14 protein-coding genes and 1 tRNA gene are annotated in these 15,994 nt (G+C 66.3%); 12 read left to right on the forward strand and 3 right to left on the reverse strand.

Features of this window, described 5'->3' with window-relative positions; all coding sequences use genetic code 11:
- Positions 1-375 precede the first annotated feature (375 nt).
- From cysS to IV113_RS13225, 8 genes are all read left to right on the forward strand, one after another.
- Positions 376-1,764, forward strand: a complete 1,389-nt coding sequence (cysS, locus tag IV113_RS13190) for a cysteine--tRNA ligase (protein ID WP_291085660.1) — start codon at positions 376-378, stop codon at positions 1,762-1,764.
- Complete coding sequence (locus IV113_RS13195; RefSeq protein ID WP_291085663.1) at positions 1,764-2,414, forward strand: DNA-3-methyladenine glycosylase 2 family protein; 651 nt, start codon at positions 1,764-1,766, stop codon at positions 2,412-2,414. Before cysS ends, IV113_RS13195 begins: the two co-directional genes overlap by 1 nt.
- A 103-nt stretch (positions 2,415-2,517) precedes the next feature.
- Positions 2,518-3,519, forward strand: a complete 1,002-nt coding sequence (locus IV113_RS13200) for an acetyl-CoA carboxylase carboxyltransferase subunit alpha (RefSeq protein WP_291085666.1) — start codon at positions 2,518-2,520, stop codon at positions 3,517-3,519.
- Positions 3,520-3,598: 79 nt separating this feature from the next.
- Positions 3,599-4,495, forward strand: a complete 897-nt coding sequence (gene tilS, locus IV113_RS13205) for a tRNA lysidine(34) synthetase TilS (protein WP_291085726.1) — start codon at positions 3,599-3,601, stop codon at positions 4,493-4,495.
- A gap of 56 nt (positions 4,496-4,551) precedes the next feature.
- Positions 4,552-5,832 (forward strand): aspartate kinase, encoded by a 1,281-nt coding sequence (locus IV113_RS13210; protein WP_291085669.1) that lies wholly within the window; start codon positions 4,552-4,554, stop codon positions 5,830-5,832.
- Between the two features lie 53 nt (positions 5,833-5,885).
- A tRNA-Ser gene (locus tag IV113_RS13215) sits at positions 5,886-5,978 on the forward strand.
- A gap of 93 nt (positions 5,979-6,071) precedes the next feature.
- A complete protein-coding gene (locus IV113_RS13220) occupies positions 6,072-7,820 on the forward strand; it encodes a tetratricopeptide repeat protein (RefSeq protein ID WP_291085672.1) in 1,749 nt (582 codons plus the stop codon).
- A complete protein-coding gene (locus IV113_RS13225) occupies positions 7,821-8,735 on the forward strand; it encodes a DMT family transporter (RefSeq protein WP_291085675.1) in 915 nt (304 codons plus the stop codon).
- Positions 8,736-8,752: 17 nt separating this feature from the next.
- Here IV113_RS13225 and IV113_RS13230 read toward each other — a convergent pair whose 3' ends face one another.
- Genes IV113_RS13230 through IV113_RS13240 form a run of 3 tightly spaced genes read right to left on the reverse strand, consistent with a single transcriptional unit; the run spans position 8,753 to position 11,351 of the window.
- Positions 8,753-9,217 (reverse strand): S4 domain-containing protein, encoded by a 465-nt coding sequence (locus IV113_RS13230; RefSeq protein ID WP_291085678.1) that lies wholly within the window; start codon positions 9,215-9,217, stop codon positions 8,753-8,755.
- Positions 9,214-10,665 (reverse strand): sensor histidine kinase, encoded by a 1,452-nt coding sequence (locus tag IV113_RS13235; protein WP_291085681.1) that lies wholly within the window; start codon positions 10,663-10,665, stop codon positions 9,214-9,216. The genes IV113_RS13230 and IV113_RS13235 overlap by 4 nt, the downstream gene beginning before the upstream one ends.
- The gene (locus IV113_RS13240; protein WP_291085685.1) at positions 10,665-11,351 is read right to left on the reverse strand and encodes a response regulator transcription factor; all 687 of its coding nucleotides are present in this window, start codon (positions 11,349-11,351) and stop codon (positions 10,665-10,667) included. Before IV113_RS13240 ends, IV113_RS13235 begins: the two co-directional genes overlap by 1 nt.
- A gap of 190 nt (positions 11,352-11,541) precedes the next feature.
- Between IV113_RS13240 and IV113_RS13245 the strand changes: the two genes are divergently transcribed.
- The 4 genes from IV113_RS13245 to IV113_RS13260 form a co-directional block, all read left to right on the forward strand.
- Positions 11,542-12,501 carry a tripartite tricarboxylate transporter substrate-binding protein gene (locus IV113_RS13245; RefSeq protein ID WP_291085687.1) on the forward strand — a complete coding sequence of 320 codons (960 nt, stop codon included), beginning with the start codon at positions 11,542-11,544 and terminating at the stop codon, positions 12,499-12,501.
- Between the two features lie 153 nt (positions 12,502-12,654).
- Positions 12,655-13,179 (forward strand): tripartite tricarboxylate transporter TctB family protein, encoded by a 525-nt coding sequence (locus IV113_RS13250; protein ID WP_291085692.1) that lies wholly within the window; start codon positions 12,655-12,657, stop codon positions 13,177-13,179.
- Positions 13,180-13,186: 7 nt separating this feature from the next.
- Positions 13,187-14,677 (forward strand): tripartite tricarboxylate transporter permease, encoded by a 1,491-nt coding sequence (locus IV113_RS13255; protein ID WP_291085729.1) that lies wholly within the window; start codon positions 13,187-13,189, stop codon positions 14,675-14,677.
- A gap of 134 nt (positions 14,678-14,811) precedes the next feature.
- Positions 14,812-15,994, forward strand: a 1,183-nt coding sequence (locus IV113_RS13260) for a sigma 54-interacting transcriptional regulator (protein WP_291085695.1), incomplete at its 3' end; no start/stop codon positions are given.

Here is a 15,994-nt window from a genome sequence, read left to right on the forward strand (position 1 = left end):
CCAGACCGATCGCCACAGCCACTGCCAGGCAGCGCAAACGCGAGGCCATGCCGGAGCGAACCACGAAGGGAGAGGTACCACGCAGGGTGGTTTGAAGATTCACAGGGTGGGACATGGGACCTCGGAGAGCGAACCTGGGCCACCGAAAGTCGGTTGCATCCAGCGACACGTTGATCGAAGGCCCGATGTTGCATGGCACGCAGCATCGGGCTGGATATACTGGCGCATTGTATCTGAGGGGTCTGTTTCTCATGGCTGATCCAGACCGCCAGCAGCACCCCGCGTGGCCTGTGTGACACAGGTCGGCCGCACCAGTTGCCGCGTCAGGTTTTCCACCCCGTTTCGCCGCGCAGAACCCGTGCCCGCTTTCCCGACATGACCCTGAAAATCCACAACACGCTCACGCGCCGCCTGGAGGACTTCCAGCCCATCGAACCCGGTCATGTGCGCATGTACGTCTGCGGCATGACGATCTACGACCTGTGCCACATCGGCCACGCCCGCATGATGATGGCGTTTGACGTGGTGCAGCGCTGGCTGAAGGTGAGCGGCTACCGCGTGACCTACGTGCGCAACATCACCGACATCGACGACAAGATCATCAAACGCGCGGTCGAGCGCGGCATCACGCTGCGCGCCCTCACCGACGAGATGACCGCCGCCATGCACCAGGACATCGGCCTGCTGGGCATCGAACCCCCGAGTCTGGAGCCGCGCGCCACCGAGTACGTGCCGCAGATGCTTTCGCTGATCGACACGCTGCAGCAGAAGGGTCTGGCCTACCAGGCCGACAACGGCGACGTGAACTTCGCGGTGCGCAAGTTCGAGGGCTACGGCAAGCTCTCCGGCAAGTCGCTCGACGATCTGCGTGCCGGCGAGCGCGTGGCCGTGGCCAGCGACAAGAACGACCCGCTGGACTTCGTGCTCTGGAAATCGGCCAAACCCGACGAGCCGGCCGAAGCTCAATGGGCCAGCGCTTACGGTGCGGGTCGCCCGGGCTGGCACATTGAATGCTCGGCCATGAGCTGCGCCACGCTGGGCGAGACCTTCGACATCCACGGCGGTGGCGCCGACCTGCAGTTTCCGCACCACGAAAACGAGATCGCCCAAAGCGAAGGCGCCACCGGCCAACCCCTGGCGCGCTTCTGGATGCACAACGGATTCGTGCGGGTGGACAACGAGAAGATGTCCAAGAGCCTGGGCAACTTCTTCACCATCCGCGAGGTGCTGGCCAAGTACGACCCCGAAACGGTGCGCTTCTTCATCCTGCGAGCGCACTACCGCAGCGCGCTGAACTACAGCGATGTTCACCTGGACGACGCCCGTGGCGCGCTCAAACGGCTTTACACCGCGTTGTCGCTGGTGCCGGCCGCGCCCAGGACCCAGATCGACTGGAGCCAACCGCACGCGCAGCGTTTTCGCGCCGCGATGGACGAGGATTTCGGTACGCCCGAGGCGGTGGCCGTGCTGTTCGAGTTGGCCGGTGAGGTCAACCGCGGCAAGGACCCCGCGGTGGCGGGTTTGCTGAAAGCACTGGGCGGCACCTTGGGTCTGCTGCAGGCCGATCCTGCGACCTACCTGCAGGGCGGGGCAGGGTCGACCGACGGTCTGGATGAAGCAAGCATTGCCACGCAGATTGCCGCGCGCGTTGCCGCCAAGCAAGCCAAAGACTTCGCCGAGGCCGATCGCATCCGCAAGGTCTTGCTGGAGCAGGGCGTCGTGCTGAAGGACAGTCCTGCCGGCACCACCTGGGAACGCGCCTGATGGCCACGACCATCCTGCCCGACGTGGGCCCCGATGCGCCCGACTACTGGTTGGAGGCCTGCCGCCACCTCATGAAGCGCGACCGCGTGATGAAGAAGCTCATCCCGCAGCACGGCGGCGTGAGCTTGCAGTCGCGCGGGGATGCGTTCGTGACGCTGGCGCGCAGCATCGTGGGACAGCAGATCTCGGTGAAGGCGGCGCAGTCGGTCTGGGACCGGTTTGCCGTGCTGCCCAAGAAGATGGTGCCCGCCCAGGTGCTCAAGCTCAAGGTCGACGACATGCGCGCGGCCGGCTTGTCGGCCCGCAAGGTCGAGTACCTGGTGGACCTGGCGCTGCACTTTGCCAATGACCAGGTGCACGTGAAAGCTTGGGCGGAGATGGACGACGAGGCCATCATTGCCGAGCTGGTGGCCATCCGCGGCATTGGCCGCTGGACGGCCGAGATGTTCCTCATCTTCCACCTCATGCGGCCCAACGTACTACCGCTGGACGACATTGGTCTGCAGAACGGCATCAGCCGCTGTTACTTTTCGGGGGAACCGGTGAGCCGCAGTGAAATCCGCGAAGTGGCGAGTTCATGGGCCCCTTTCAGCAGCGTCGCGACTTGGTATATTTGGCGCTCTCTCGACCCGGCCCCGGTCGCTTACTGAACCCGATACGTCGTTGACACCCGCGCCCGATGCATTCGGGCCGTGGCCCGATGTCCTGATGACAGGACACTGGCTTCGCACCACAAGACCACAGGAGTCCACCTTGGCCAAAAAGAACTTTCTCGACTTCGAGCTGCCCATTGCCGAACTCGAAACCAAGATCGAGGAACTGCGCTACGTGCAGACGGAATCCGCAGTCGACATCTCCGAAGAAATCGAACAGCTCGCCGGCAAAAGCCTGCAGCTCACCAAAGACATCTACAGCAGCCTCACGCCGTGGCAGATCACCAAGATCGCGCGCCACGCCGACCGGCCCTACACGCTGGACTATGTGCGCGAGATTTTCACGCACTTCGTCGAGCTGCACGGCGACCGCCATTTCTCCGACGACCTGAGCATCGTCGGCGGCCTGGCCCGCTTCAATGGCCAGCCCTGCATGGTGCTGGGCCATCAGAAAGGCCGCGACACGAAAGAGCGTGGCCTGCGCAACTTCGGCATGACCAAACCCGAGGGCTACCGCAAGGCGCTGCGCCTGATGAAGCTGGCCGAAAAATTCCGCCTGCCGGTCTTCACCTTTGTCGACACGCCCGGCGCGTACCCCGGCATCGACGCCGAAGAGCGCGGTCAGTCCGAAGCCATCGGCCGCAACATCTTCGAGATGGCGCAGCTCGAGGTGCCCATCATCTCCACCATCATTGGCGAAGGTGGCTCGGGCGGCGCACTGGCCATTTCCGTGGCCGACCAGGTGCTCATGCTGCAGTACTCGGTGTACTCGGTGATCAGCCCGGAAGGCTGCGCCTCCATCCTCTGGAAAACGAGCGACCGCGCCAGCGATGCGGCCGATGCGCTGGGGATCACCGCGCACCGCCTCAAGGCGCTGGGCCTGGTCGACAAGATCGTCAACGAGCCGGTGGGCGGTGCACACCGCGACCACAAGCAGATGGCGGCTTTCCTCAAGCGCGCGCTGGGCGATGCGTGGCGCCAGGTGACCGACCTCAAGGTCAAGGAACTGGTGGACCGCCGCTATGCGCGCCTCAACAGCTATGGCCGCTACACCGACACCAAGGCCGACAGCAAGACCGACGCCAAGAGCGACAAGCGCTGACGTGACCCGCAGCACCGCACCCGCCAACCCCTGCGAGCAGGCGTTGGCACGATGGTGCGAACGCTGCGCTCCCAAGCTGATGAAGGTGGCGGTGGCCTACAGCGCCGGCGCCGATTCCACCGCCTTGCTGCTCGCTGCGCACCAACGGTGGCCCGCCCATGTGGTGGCACTGCATGTGCACCACGGCCTGCAGGCAGCGGGCGACGACTTTGAGCGTCACGCCCGCCAGTTTTGCACGCAGCACGGCATTGCACTGCAAGTGGAGCATGTGCAGGCCGCGCACGAGCCCGGACAGAGCCCGGAAGACGCGGCGCGCCTGGCCCGGTATGCCGCGCTGGCGCGCATGGCCCGGGACGCCCGCGCCGATGGCGTGCTGCTCGGACAACACGCCGACGACCAGGCCGAGACACTGCTGCTCGCGCTGAGCCGCGGCGCAGGGCTGCCAGGAATGGCCTCCATGCCCGAACACTTCGAGCGCGCGGGCATGCGCTTCGGTCGGCCCTTGCTTGACGTGTCGGCCAGCGACTTGCGTGCGTGGTTGCTGGCGCAAGGACACGCCTTCATGGACGACCCCAGCAACACCGACACGCGCTTCACCCGCAACCGCATCCGTGCCCTGCTGATGCCCGCGTGGGAAGCCTGCTTTCCAGGATTTCGGCCCATGCTGGCGCGCAGTGCCCGCCACGCAGCGCAAGCACAGCGCTTGCTTGATGAGCTTGCTGCTCTGGATTTGTCGCACACCGGCATGCCACCGCAGATCGCGCGCTTGCAATCGCTCTCGCGCGATCGTCAGGCCAACGCGCTGCGCCACTGGCTGCGCACGAGCGCCGGTGTGGCCGCGGCCACCGCGCAGCTGGACGAGCTGCTCGATCAGATCGCAGACTGCAACACGCGTGGCCACCGCATCCACATCAAGGTGGGTCCGGGCCATGTGGAGCGCATCGGAGTGAGTCTCGGGTACACCCCCGCCCTATAATTGCGGGCTTTGCCCGGCGGCGCAGCCGGCGCTTCCAACCCAACCAATCCAACCCGATGGCCTTGATAGTTCACAAGTACGGCGGCACCTCCATGGGGTCGACCGAGCGCATCCGCAACGTCGCCAAACGCGTGGCCAAGTGGCACCGCGCCGGTCACCAGTTGGTCGTCGTGCCCAGTGCCATGAGCGGCGAGACCAACCGCCTGCTCGGTCTGGCCAAGGAACTCGCACCGAGCAAGGCCACCACCGCCTACAGCCGCGAACTCGACATGCTGGCCTCCACCGGCGAGCAGGCTTCTTCGGCCCTGCTGGCCATCGCGCTGCAGGCCGAGGGTCTGGAGTCGGTGAGTTACGCCGGCTGGCAGGTGCCCATCAAGACCAACAGCGCTTTCACCAAGGCCCGCATCGAGTCGATTGACGATGTGCGTATCCGCGCCGACCTCACGGCTGGCAAGGTCGTCATCGTCACCGGTTTCCAGGGCATCGATCCCGAAGGCCACATCACCACGCTGGGCCGTGGTGGCAGCGACACCTCGGCCGTGGCCGTGGCGGCCGCACTCAAGGCAGCCGAGTGCCTGATCTACACCGACGTGGATGGCGTCTACACCACCGACCCGCGCGTGGTGCCCGAAGCGCGCCGCCTCAAGCGAGTGAGCTTTGAAGAGATGCTGGAGATGGCCAGCATGGGCAGCAAGGTGCTGCAGATCCGTTCGGTGGAATTTGCTGGCAAGTACAAGGTGCCTTTGCGCGTGCTCTCCAGCTTCACGCCCTGGGACATCGACCTGAATGAAGAAGCCGCCTCCGGCACCCTGATCACTTTTGAGGAAGAAGAAACCATGGAACAAGCCGTCGTTTCCGGCATCGCGTTCAACCGCGACGAAGCCAAGATCTCCGTGCTCGGCGTGCCCGACACCCCCGGCATCGCCTACCAGATTCTGGGGGCGGTGGCCGACGCCAACATCGAAGTCGACGTGATCATCCAGAACCTGAGCAAGGACGGCAAGACCGACTTCAGTTTCACGGTGCACCGCAACGATTTCCAGAAGACCATGGACCTGCTCAAGGCCAAGGTCGTGCCCGCACTGGGTGCCGCCGAGGTGGTGGGCGATGCGCGCATCTGCAAGGTCAGCATCGTGGGCATCGGCATGCGCAGCCATGTGGGCGTGGCCAGCCGCATGTTCAAGTGCCTGAGCACCGAGGGCATCAACATCCAGATGATCTCCACGTCCGAGATCAAGACCTCGGTGGTGATCGACGAGAAATACATGGAACTCGCCGTGCGTTCGCTGCACCGCGAATTCGACCTTGACCAGACCGCGGACACCATCACCGGCTGATGCCTCGGCCCAGAGGGAAGGCCAGGTGAGTTGAGGCATAATACGCAGCTTCCGGAGCGATGACCGAGTGGCCGAAGGTGCTCCCCTGCTAAGGGAGTATGGGGTGTAGAGCCTCATCGAGGGTTCGAATCCCTCTCGCTCCGCCAGACACCAAGCCCCACCGCCATTGGCTGTGGGGCTTTTTCACGTCCGGCCCAGGCCACGTGCCGCTGTATGACCGCCAAGCAAGGACCCCTGCGATGACCGCTTCCCTCGCGCCCGCCGACCAGATGCAGCTGGCCGTGCACTTCCATTCGCAAGGCCAGCTCGACAGCGCCCGGACGTTGTACGAGGGTGTGCTGCGCCAGATTCCCAACGACTTCGGCGTGCGTTACCACCTGGGGCTGCTCGAGTCGCAGGCTGGTGATGTGGAGCGCGCTGCGGTTCACTTCGGCCGTGCGGCGCAGGCCAACCCGCACAACGCCGACGCACAGAACAACCTGGCGTTCACCTTGCAGCAACTGGGCCGAGAAGCCGAGGCGCTGGTGGCCTACGAGCAGGCGCAGGCGCTGCGGCCTGACGATGCCGACATCGCGATCAACCTGGGCCTGTTGCACAAGCAGTTGCAGCAACTGCCGCAGGCCCTGGCCTGCCTTGAGCGCGCGCTGCAGGCGCATCCGCGGCATGTCGCGCTGCTGTGCAACCGGGGCAACGTGTTGCAGCTGCTGGGTCGGCAGACCGATGCGCTGGCCAGCTACGAGCAGGCGCTGGCGGTGGAACCCGACAACCCGGTGGTGCTGTGCAACTTCAGCAACGCACTGGGCGAACTGGCACGCTACGAAGAAGCCCTGGCCAGCGCCGAGCGAGCCACCCGTGCCCACCCCGCACACGCCCAGGCCTGGGTCGAGCGGGGCGGTGCGCTCAAGCTGCTGGACCGCACGGACGAGGCGGTGGCGAGTTTCGAGAGAGCCCTCGCGCTTCAGCCCGACATGGTGCAGGCCCACACCAGCCTGGCGGCCACCGTGCTCAGCGACAGCGTGGACACGCCACGCGTGATCGAGACCGGGCGCAGGAGCCTCGCGGTGTACTTGCAAACCACGTGGCAGTCGCCCCGGCTTCGACACACGGGTGTGAGCTTCAGCACCTTCAAGCTCAAGCACGATGTGCAACAGGCGCGCTGGCTGCAGCAGCACGGTCATGACGTGCCGGGCCTGGCCGGCTTCCTCAAGACCGGCGAGGCCTTGTTGAAACAGGTGCAGGACGCCGCAACGACCCGTGCCGTGCGTGTCTCCCCCGTCGAGCTCGCACGCATGCAGGCGTATCTCGGCGCCAGCTGGTTGCACGCCATGCCGTCGATGCCCGATGTGCTCAACCCGGACAACGACTGGCGCGCGCTCGAAGAGGCCTACCTGGCCGGCACGCCCGAGATTTTGACCATTGACAACTTCCTCACGGAGACCGCGCTCAAGGCCTTCCAGGATTTCGCGCACGCCTCGCGCGTGTGGCACGGCGAGTACGCCAACAGCTACCTGGGCGCCTTCGCCAACCGCGGTTTCAACAGCCCGCTGCACCTGCAACTGGCCCGCGAGCTCAAGCAACGCATGCCCCGCGTGTTCCAGGACTACCTGCTCACGCAGCTATGGGGCTTCAAGTACGAGCCCGCGGTCACGCGCGGCATCAACGTGCACGCCGATTTCGCCAAGGTCAACCTGAACTTCTGGATTGCCCCCAGCGAACACAACCTCGACCCCGACAGTGGTGGGCTGAAGGTGTACGACGCGCCCGCACCCGAAGACTGGACCTTCGAGCAATACAACATCGACAGCACGCGGATCTACAGCTTCCTGCAGCAACACGAGGCGAAGTGCGTCACCGTGCCGCACCGCTGCAACCGTGCCGTGCTGTTCAACTCGGCGCTGTTTCACGAAACGGACACCATCCGTTTTGTCGACAGCTACGAGAGCCGCCGCGTCAACATGACTTACCTCTTTGGCCGACAGTTGCGCTGAATGGCCTTGACCACCCCTCCTGCCGCGGCCTTGAGCCGCTTCGCATTCGCCACCCTGTTGCTCATCGCCCTGATGATGGGCGCCAACCATGTGGCGGCCCGTCTGGCCTTCGACAATGGTGTGAGTGTGGCCACCGCGGTGGTGTTCCGCAGCGGTGTCACGGCCCTGGTGGTCGGCTTGCTTCTGCTGCTGTACCGCGTGCCGGTGCGTCTGCAGGCGCGCCACCGCAAGGCCCTGGTCTCCATCGGTCTGTTGGTGGGTGTGCAGAGCCTGTGTCTCTATGCCTCGGTGGCGCGGTTGCCGGTGGCGCTGGCCTTGTTGGCCTTCAACACCTATCCGCTGTGGACGGCGCTGTGGGCGCGCGTGGTTTACGGGCAGCGGCCACAGCCACGCGTGTTGCGTGCCATGCCGGTGATGCTGCTCGGCCTGGCGCTGGCGCTCGATGTGTCGGGCGCGGCCTCCGGGCTGGGCGCCTCGGGGCACTGGGCGCAGATCGGCGTGGGGGTGGCATTTGCCCTGACGGCGGCGGCCACCTTTGGTCTGGCCCTCGTGATCACACAGCACGAGACCGAGGGTCTCGACGGTCGCCTGCGCACTGCCACCACCATGTCCATCGTGGGTGTCATGGCCCTGATCGCCTGTGGCTTGCAGGGCGGCCTGGCGTTGCCGCAAGCCCCGATGGGCTGGTGGGGGCTGTTCGGCTTGACGGTGCTCTACGGGACGGCTTTCACCATCATGTTCACCGTGTTGCCCAAGCTCGGTGTGGTGGGCAACTCGGCCATCATGAACATCGAACCCATCTTCGCGCTGGTGCTGGCGTGGGCGATCCTGGGGCAGTCGATTGCAGCGGTGCAGGTGGCGGGCGGTCTGCTGGTGGTGGCCACGGTCATGTGGCTGGGGTTGCGAAAAGCCTGAAGGCCGCAGCGCCGGGCCTAGTCCAGATCGTCGAGCGACGCGCTCCAGCGGTCGTTCCATCCGGACTTGGATGGCTCATCCTTCAACCCGTCAATGTCGCGCCGGTCCCGTTTGGTCGGCCGACCCATGGTCTGGCTGTGCGCGGGCTCGGGTGCCAGGCGGCGCATCTCGGCGTTGGCTGCGCGTTGTGCCAGCGATGCCGCTGTTTCCTCATAGAGCAGGGCGGCCACCGGCGCTGCCGCGCGCACGCCGCTCAAGCCCCGCACAACGACCGTGCGCACTTCATGGCCGATGCGCAGCTCCAGCGTGTCGCCGGTCTTCACGTCCTTGGACGGTTTTGCCAGCTGGCCGTTGAGCCTGACGCGACCCTTGTCAATTTCCTCGCTGCTCAGGCCCCGCGTCTTGTAGAAGCGCGCGGCCCAGAGCCATTTGTCGAGACGGACCTTGACGGACTGCGGTTCGGTGGTGGTGGCGGGTTTCATGCAGAGGGGTTGGGTGGGGCCAGTGGCAGGCGCACGGTGGCATCCAGCCCACGCACCTGACCCGATTGTGTGCGGTTGTCCAGATCGATCGCGCCGCCGAGCGACTGCACGATCTCGCGGCAGATCGCCAGGCCCAGCCCCGAGCCCGCCGCGCTGCTGCCCTGCCGATGTTCGGTGGCAAACGGCTGGAACAGGCGCTCGCGCAGCGCGATCGAGATGCCCGGGCCTTCGTCGCTGATGGTGAGGGCGGCGGTCTGGGCATCCGTCACCAGCGCCACGGTCAGCGCCGAGCCCGCTGGCGTGTTCTTGATGGCGTTGTGCAGCAGGTTGCGGCTGAGTTCACGCAGCGCCCATTCGTGGGCGCGCACGGGTGCGGGTTGTGTGGTGATGGAAAAATCGAGTGCGCGCTCGGCGATGAGCGCCGAGAGGTCGAGCGCGACCAGGCGCACCAGGGCCGACCAGTCGTGCACGGGCGCGCTCTTTTCCTGGCGCAGTTGCTCCACCTTGGCCAGCGCGAGCATCTGGTTGGCCAGCTCGGTGGCGCGCTGCACCGTGTGGCCGATCTCCTCCAGCGCCTGAAGCGGCTCCACATCGCCACGCTGCGCCGATTGCACCTGCGTCTTGAGCACAGCCAGCGGCGTGCGCAGCTGGTGCGAGGTGTCGCGCACAAAACGCTTCTGGTGTTCCAGCAGGTGCGAGAGGCGCTGCATGTGCTGGTTGGTCGCGTCCAGCAACGGCAGCAGTTCGCGCGGCGCGCCTTCGGTGGGCAGGGGCGACAGGTCGTTTTCGCTGCGCATGCCCAGCGCATGGCTGATCGCGCGCACCGGGCGCGTGGCGCGTTGCACCACGAACACCACCACCAGCGCGATCACCAGCACCAGCGCGGCCTGCCGCCAGAGTGTGTCGATCAGGATCTGACGGGCCAGTGTCTCGCGCAGCTCCAGCGTCTCGGCCACCTGGATGGTGGCCATGCCCTGCTCGTACACGCCCGAGACCGGTTGCAGCAGCACGGCCATGCGCACCGGCACGCCGCGGTACTCGTCGTCGTAGAAGTTCACCAGCGCGGCATAGAGGTTTTCTTGCGGGATGTCGCGCCGCCATGGCGGCATGTCGTCGAAGCCCGAGACCATCTCGCCCTGCAGGCCGCTCACGCGGTAGTAGATGCGGCTGCGGTTGTCGGCTTCGAAGGCCTCCAGGGCCGAGTAGAGCAGGGTGGATTCGATCCGGACGTCGTTGCCCGAGCCTGTGACCCGCAGCTGTTCACCGAGCGACTTGGCGGTGGCGAGCAAGGTGCGGTCGTAGGCGGTGTCGGCCGCGTCCAGGGCCTGGCGGTACAGCACCAGGGTGTTGATCAGCAGGAAGGCAAACACCGGCAGCAGGATGCCGAGCAACAGGGTGCGGCGCAGCGAGAGGGCATGCGGCCGGTGAGCCGTGGTGGGCTGGGGCATCAGCTGTCGGCCTTGAGCAGGTAGCCCAGACCGCGCAAGGTGACCAGCTGTGCGCCGGTGTGGGCGATCTTCTTGCGCAGGCGGTAGGCCACCACCTCGATGGCTTCTGGCTGCACGTGGCTTTCACCAGGAAACACCAGCTCGAACAGGCGCTCCTTGGCGATCGCGTGCCCCGGCTTGCCGAGCAGGGCTTGCAGCATGGACAACTCGCGCGGCGCCAGCTCCATGGGCTGTCCTGCGAAGTACACCGCGCCGCTGTCTTTTTCCACGTGCATGCCGCACCACACCGGCGCGCGGCCGGCGGCGCCCAGCGCGCTGTCGGCGTTGCCCGAACGGCGCACCAGCGCGCGCAGACGCGCTTCCAGTTCGTCGAGGTCAAAAGGCTTGGGCAGGTAGTCGTCGGCGCCGGTGTTGAGGCCCAGGATCCGGTCGCCCACCGTGCCACGCGCGGTGAGGATGATCACCGGCGTTTCCAGGCCCGCGGCGCGCGCCTGGCTGAGCACCTCCAGGCCGTCCATGCCGGGCAGGCTGAGGTCGAGCAACACCGCGTCGGGCAGACTGGCCTGCCACAGGGCCAGCGCGCGTGCGCCGTCCTCGCAACTGAGCACCTGCACGCCGCGCCGCTCGAAGCTGCGCCGCAGGGTGGTCTGCATCGTGGCGTTGTCTTCGATCAGCAGCACTTTCATGGCCACCGATTATGGGCGGCTGGCGTTTCGCTCATGCAGGGCAAGGATGCGGTGTTGTTCGGCTTGCGTCACCGTTTTTGATCCTTTGAGACCCGCCATCCTAGGGTTTGTCCTAGGGCGGCGGACAGCGAACTGACAGCGCTCGGTCGCAAGATACGATCGTCAGATCACTCACAGCAGGAGACACACCATGCGCCGCGACACATTCCTCAAATCCCTGGCCGCACTGGCCGCTGCCGGTGCGTTGCCCAACGCCGCCTGGGCCAATGCCAACATCAAGATGATGATCCCCGCCAACCCCGGCGGCGGCTGGGACGGCACGGGCCGCGCGCTCGGCGAAGCCCTGCGCGATGCGGGCGTGGCCTCCTCGGTCACGTTCGAGAACAAGGGCGGTGCGGCCGGCGCCATCGGCCTCGCCCAGTTCTACAACGCCAGCAAGGGCGACCCGAACGCGCTGATGGTGATGGGCGCCGTCATGCTCGGCGGCATCATCACCGGCAAGCCGCCGGTGTCCATCACGCAGCTCACGCCCATTGCGCGCCTGACCACCGAATACAACGTGTTCGTGCTGCCGTCCAACTCGCCCTACAAGACCATGAAGGACGTGGTCGAGCAGCTCAAGAAGGACCCGGGCAGCATCAAGTGGGGCGGCGGTTCGCGCGGCGCCACCGAGCACATCGCGGCAGCGCAGATCGCGCAGTCGGTTGGCGTGCCGGCTGCCAAGATCAACTACGTGCCGTTCCGTGGCGGCGGTGAAGCGGTCGCCGCGATCCTGGGTGGCAACGTCACCGTGGGCGGCAGCGGCTACAGCGAGTTCCAGCAGTACATCGACAGCGGCAAGATGCGCGCGATCGCCGTCACCTCGGCGCAGCGCGTCAAGGGCATCGATGTGCCCACGCTGAAAGAGCAGGGCATCGACGTGGAGATCGGCAACTGGCGCGGCGTTTATGGCGCGCCCGGCATCACCCAGGCTCAGCGCGACGCACTCACCGCCATGGTTGTTAAAGCCACGCAGAGCAAGGCCTGGGCCGCAGCCATGGAGAAGAACAACTGGACGCCCGCGCTGCTGACCGGCAAGGCCTTCGACGACTTCGTGGACAAGGACTTCTCGTCGCTGCGAGCGACGATGGTCCGCGCCGGCATGGTCTAAAAATCGGAAGCACCCCCTGCGCCGCTTTGCGGCTTCCCCCTCTCTGGCGCGCCTTCGGCGCTGGGAGGGGGGCGGCATCTTGGGCCGGCGGAGCCGGACCCTCGATGCCCCTGGAGGGGCTTCCTCTCTCGCTCTGGGCTCAGCAATACCGATATGAACAACGACACCTCACCCACACCCAACCACCGCCCTGGCCAGCTCGCCATGGGCATCGGTGCCCTCATCGTGGCGGCGGTGCTCGCGTGGGGCGCGATGGCCATCCCGTCCGACGCCGGGTATGCGGGCGTGGGCCCCAATTTCCTGCCCTGGGTGATCAGCGCGGCGCTGGGCCTGTGCGGCGTGATGCTGATCCGCGAGGTGCTCACCGGCGGCTACCGCCAGATGGAGGAGCCTTCCGGTGCGCCGCGCGGCGACTGGCGCGCATTGGCCTGGGTGTCGGCCGGTGTGCTGCTCAATGCCTCGCTGATCACGACCATTGGCTTCATCCTGAGCTGCTCGCTGTGTTTCGTGCTCGCGGTGCGCGGCCTGCGCTCCAGCGAGGGCAAGCCCGGTGGCGATCTTCGCCAGACCGTCAAGGACGCCGTCACCGGCATGCTGATCGCGGCACCCGTGTTCTGGCTCTTCACCAAACTGCTGGCCGTGAACCTGCCCGGCATCACCGCCAGCGGCTGGATCTGACACCATGATGGACACCCTCAACCAACTGCTCGGCGGCTTCGCCACCGCCGGCACCCCCATCAACCTGCTGTGGGCCTTCGCCGGCTGCGCGCTGGGCACGGCCATCGGCGTGCTGCCCGGCCTGGGCCCGGCCGTGACCGTGGCCATGCTGCTGCCCATCACCGGCCAGGTCGAGCCGACGGCCTCGATGATCTTCTTCGCAGGTATCTACTACGGCGCCATGTACGGTGGCTCGACCACCTCGATCCTGCTCAACACACCGGGCGAGACTGGCACCATGGTCACCGCGCTCGAAGGCTTCAAGATGGCCAAGAGCGGGCGCGCGGGCGCGGCGCTGGCCAGCGCGGCCATCGGGTCGTTCGTGGCCGGCAGCATCGCCACCATCCTGGTCACGCTGTTCGCGCCCATCCTGGCGCAATTCGCCGTGCAGCTGGGCCCGCCCGAGTATTTCTGTTTGATGCTGCTGGCCTTCACCACGGTGAGCGCCGTGCTCGGCCAGAGCACGCTGCGTGGCCTCACGGCGCTGTTCTTCGGCCTGGCGCTGGGCCTCATCGGAATCGACCAGATCACCGCCCAGGTGCGCTACACCGCCGGTGTGCTTGAGTTCATGGACGGCATCGAGGTGGTGCTGGTGGCCGTGGGTCTGTTTGCCGTGGCCGAGGCGCTCTACAACGCGCTCTATGAGGGCCGCAGCCCGGCCTTCATGAACAAGATGACCCGCGCCCACATGACGCGCAGCGAATGGCGCCGTTCCTGGCCGGCGTGGCTGCGCGGCACGGCCATCGGTTTTCCGTTCGGCACCATCCCGGCCGGCGGCACAGAAATCCCCACTTTTCTGAGCTACGCCATGGAGCGCAAGCTGGCCTCACCCGAGCACAAGGCCGAGTTCGGCACCACCGGCGCCATCGAAGGTGTGGCCGGCCCCGAGGCGGCGAACAACGCGGCCGTCACCGGCACGCTGGTGCCGTTGCTCACGCTGGGCATCCCCACCTCGGTCACGGCGGCCATTCTGCTGAGCGCGCTGCAGAACTACGGCATCAACGCCGGCCCGCAGCTGTTCCAGACATCGTCCAATCTGGTGTGGGCGCTGATCGCTTCGCTCTACATCGGCAACGTGATGCTGCTCGTGCTCAACCTGCCGATGGTGGGTCTGTGGGTCAAGCTCTTGAAGATCCCGCGCCCGCAGCTCTACGCGGGCATCCTGATCTTCGCCACGGTGGGTGTTTACGGCATGCGCCAGAGCGCGTTTGATCTGTTCCTCATGTACGGCCTGGGCCTGCTCGGCGTGGTGATGCGCCGCTACGACTTCCCTACCGCGCCGGTGATCGTGGGCCTGATCCTGGGCCCCATGGCCGAGGCGCAGATGCGCAATGCGCTGTCCATTGGCGAAGGCAGCTGGATGGTATTCCTGCAGCGTCCGATGTCGGCCACGTTGCTGGCCGTGGTGGTGATGGTGCTGCTGGTGCCTCGGCTGCTGGCGCGGCGCGTAGTTGCCTGAGGGTCACCTCGCGGGCTCGTGAGCGCATGGCGCTCTGCTCCGTGGTCGCCGATGACCGGACCAGCCAGCGAAAACCAGACGCTGTCGAAGACAACCCAGAAGGGGCAGATACCCACCAGGGGTACCATTCAAGAATGATCCGGGACAACCGCCTGCCGCGCGACGCGCAAAGCATTCTTGAACTGGCCGCGAGGTCGATGTTCGATCTGTTTGCCAACGCCAGCGAAGGCATGATGCTGGTGGACCGCGACGCGCGCGTGGTCTGGATCAACGACCAGTACCGCCGCTTCCTGCCCGCGCTGGGCTTCGAGCGCGAGGAAGACTTCGTGGGCCACCCGGTCTCGCGTGTGGTGCAGAACACGCAGATGCACCAGGTGCTGGCCACCGGCAAACCCATCCTCATCGACCTCTTGACCAACAAGGCCGGCACCTTCGTGGTCAGCCGCATTCCCTTGCGCGACGACGCGGGTGAGGTCATCGGCGTGCTGGGCATCGTGCTGTTCGACCACCCCGAAACCACGCTGCAGCCACTCATCAGCAAGTTCGCGCGGCTGGAGCAGGACCTGAGCGACGCGAGGCGTGAACTCGCCAGCCAGCGCCGTACCAAGTACACCTTCGCCAGCTTCGTGGGCAGCAGCGTCGCCGCACTCGAAGTGAAACGCCAGGCGCGGCGCGCGGCGCAATCGACCAGCCCGGTGCTGTTGCTGGGCGAGACCGGCACCGGCAAGGAGCTGCTCGCCCACGCGATCCACGCCGCCTCGCCGCGCGCGGGCCGGCCGTTCGTGAGCGTGAACATGGCTGCCGTGCCCGACACGCTGCTGGAGGCCGAGTTCTTCGGCGTGGCGCCAGGCGCCTACACCGGCGCCGACAAAAAGGGCCGCGACGGCAAGTTCAAACTGGCCGACGGGGGCACCTTGTTTCTCGATGAGTTGGGCGACATGCCGATGTCGGTGCAGGTCAAGTTGTTGCGCGCGCTGCAGGAAGGCGAGATCGAGCCACTGGGCTCGAACAAGCTGGTGCATTTCGACGTGCGCGTGGTCGCCGCCACCTCGCGCGACCTGCAGCAGATGGTGCGCGACGGCACCTTCCGCGAAGACCTCTACTACCGGCTCAATGTGTTGCCGATCCGCGTGCCACCGCTGCGCGAGCGGCAGGACGACATCGCGCTGCTGATCGAGGCGTTGTGCGAAGACATCGCCGCGCGGGGCGGCGGCGCGCAGCTCGAGCTGACCGCCGACGCGCAAGCCCTGCTGGCCGCGCAACCCTGGCGCGGCAACATCCGCGAGCTGCGCAACGTGCTGGAGCAGCTCGCGCTGC

It is taken from the genome of Hydrogenophaga sp. (assembly GCF_018780385.1).
Taxonomy (GTDB): Bacteria; Pseudomonadota; Gammaproteobacteria; order Burkholderiales; family Burkholderiaceae_C; genus Hydrogenophaga.

Excerpts from the sequence above, each read along its gene's own strand:
- IV113_RS13240 (WP_291085685.1), bottom strand. The coding sequence starts at position 11,351 with ATGAAAGTGCTGCTGATCGAAGACAACGCCACGATGCAGACCACCCTG.
- IV113_RS13225 (WP_291085675.1), top strand. The coding sequence starts at position 7,821 with ATGGCCTTGACCACCCCTCCTGCCGCGGCCTTGAGCCGCTTCGCATTC.
- IV113_RS13210 (WP_291085669.1), top strand. The coding sequence starts at position 4,552 with ATGGCCTTGATAGTTCACAAGTACGGCGGCACCTCCATGGGGTCGACC.
- cysS (WP_291085660.1), top strand. The coding sequence starts at position 376 with ATGACCCTGAAAATCCACAACACGCTCACGCGCCGCCTGGAGGACTTC.
- IV113_RS13220 (WP_291085672.1), top strand. The coding sequence starts at position 6,072 with ATGACCGCTTCCCTCGCGCCCGCCGACCAGATGCAGCTGGCCGTGCAC.
- tilS (WP_291085726.1), top strand. The coding sequence starts at position 3,599 with ATGAAGGTGGCGGTGGCCTACAGCGCCGGCGCCGATTCCACCGCCTTG.
- IV113_RS13255 (WP_291085729.1), top strand. The coding sequence starts at position 13,187 with ATGGACACCCTCAACCAACTGCTCGGCGGCTTCGCCACCGCCGGCACC.
- IV113_RS13195 (WP_291085663.1), top strand. The coding sequence starts at position 1,764 with ATGGCCACGACCATCCTGCCCGACGTGGGCCCCGATGCGCCCGACTAC.
- IV113_RS13245 (WP_291085687.1), top strand. The coding sequence starts at position 11,542 with ATGCGCCGCGACACATTCCTCAAATCCCTGGCCGCACTGGCCGCTGCC.
- IV113_RS13250 (WP_291085692.1), top strand. The coding sequence starts at position 12,655 with ATGAACAACGACACCTCACCCACACCCAACCACCGCCCTGGCCAGCTC.
- IV113_RS13235 (WP_291085681.1), bottom strand. The coding sequence starts at position 10,665 with ATGCCCCAGCCCACCACGGCTCACCGGCCGCATGCCCTCTCGCTGCGC.
- IV113_RS13230 (WP_291085678.1), bottom strand. The coding sequence starts at position 9,217 with ATGAAACCCGCCACCACCACCGAACCGCAGTCCGTCAAGGTCCGTCTC.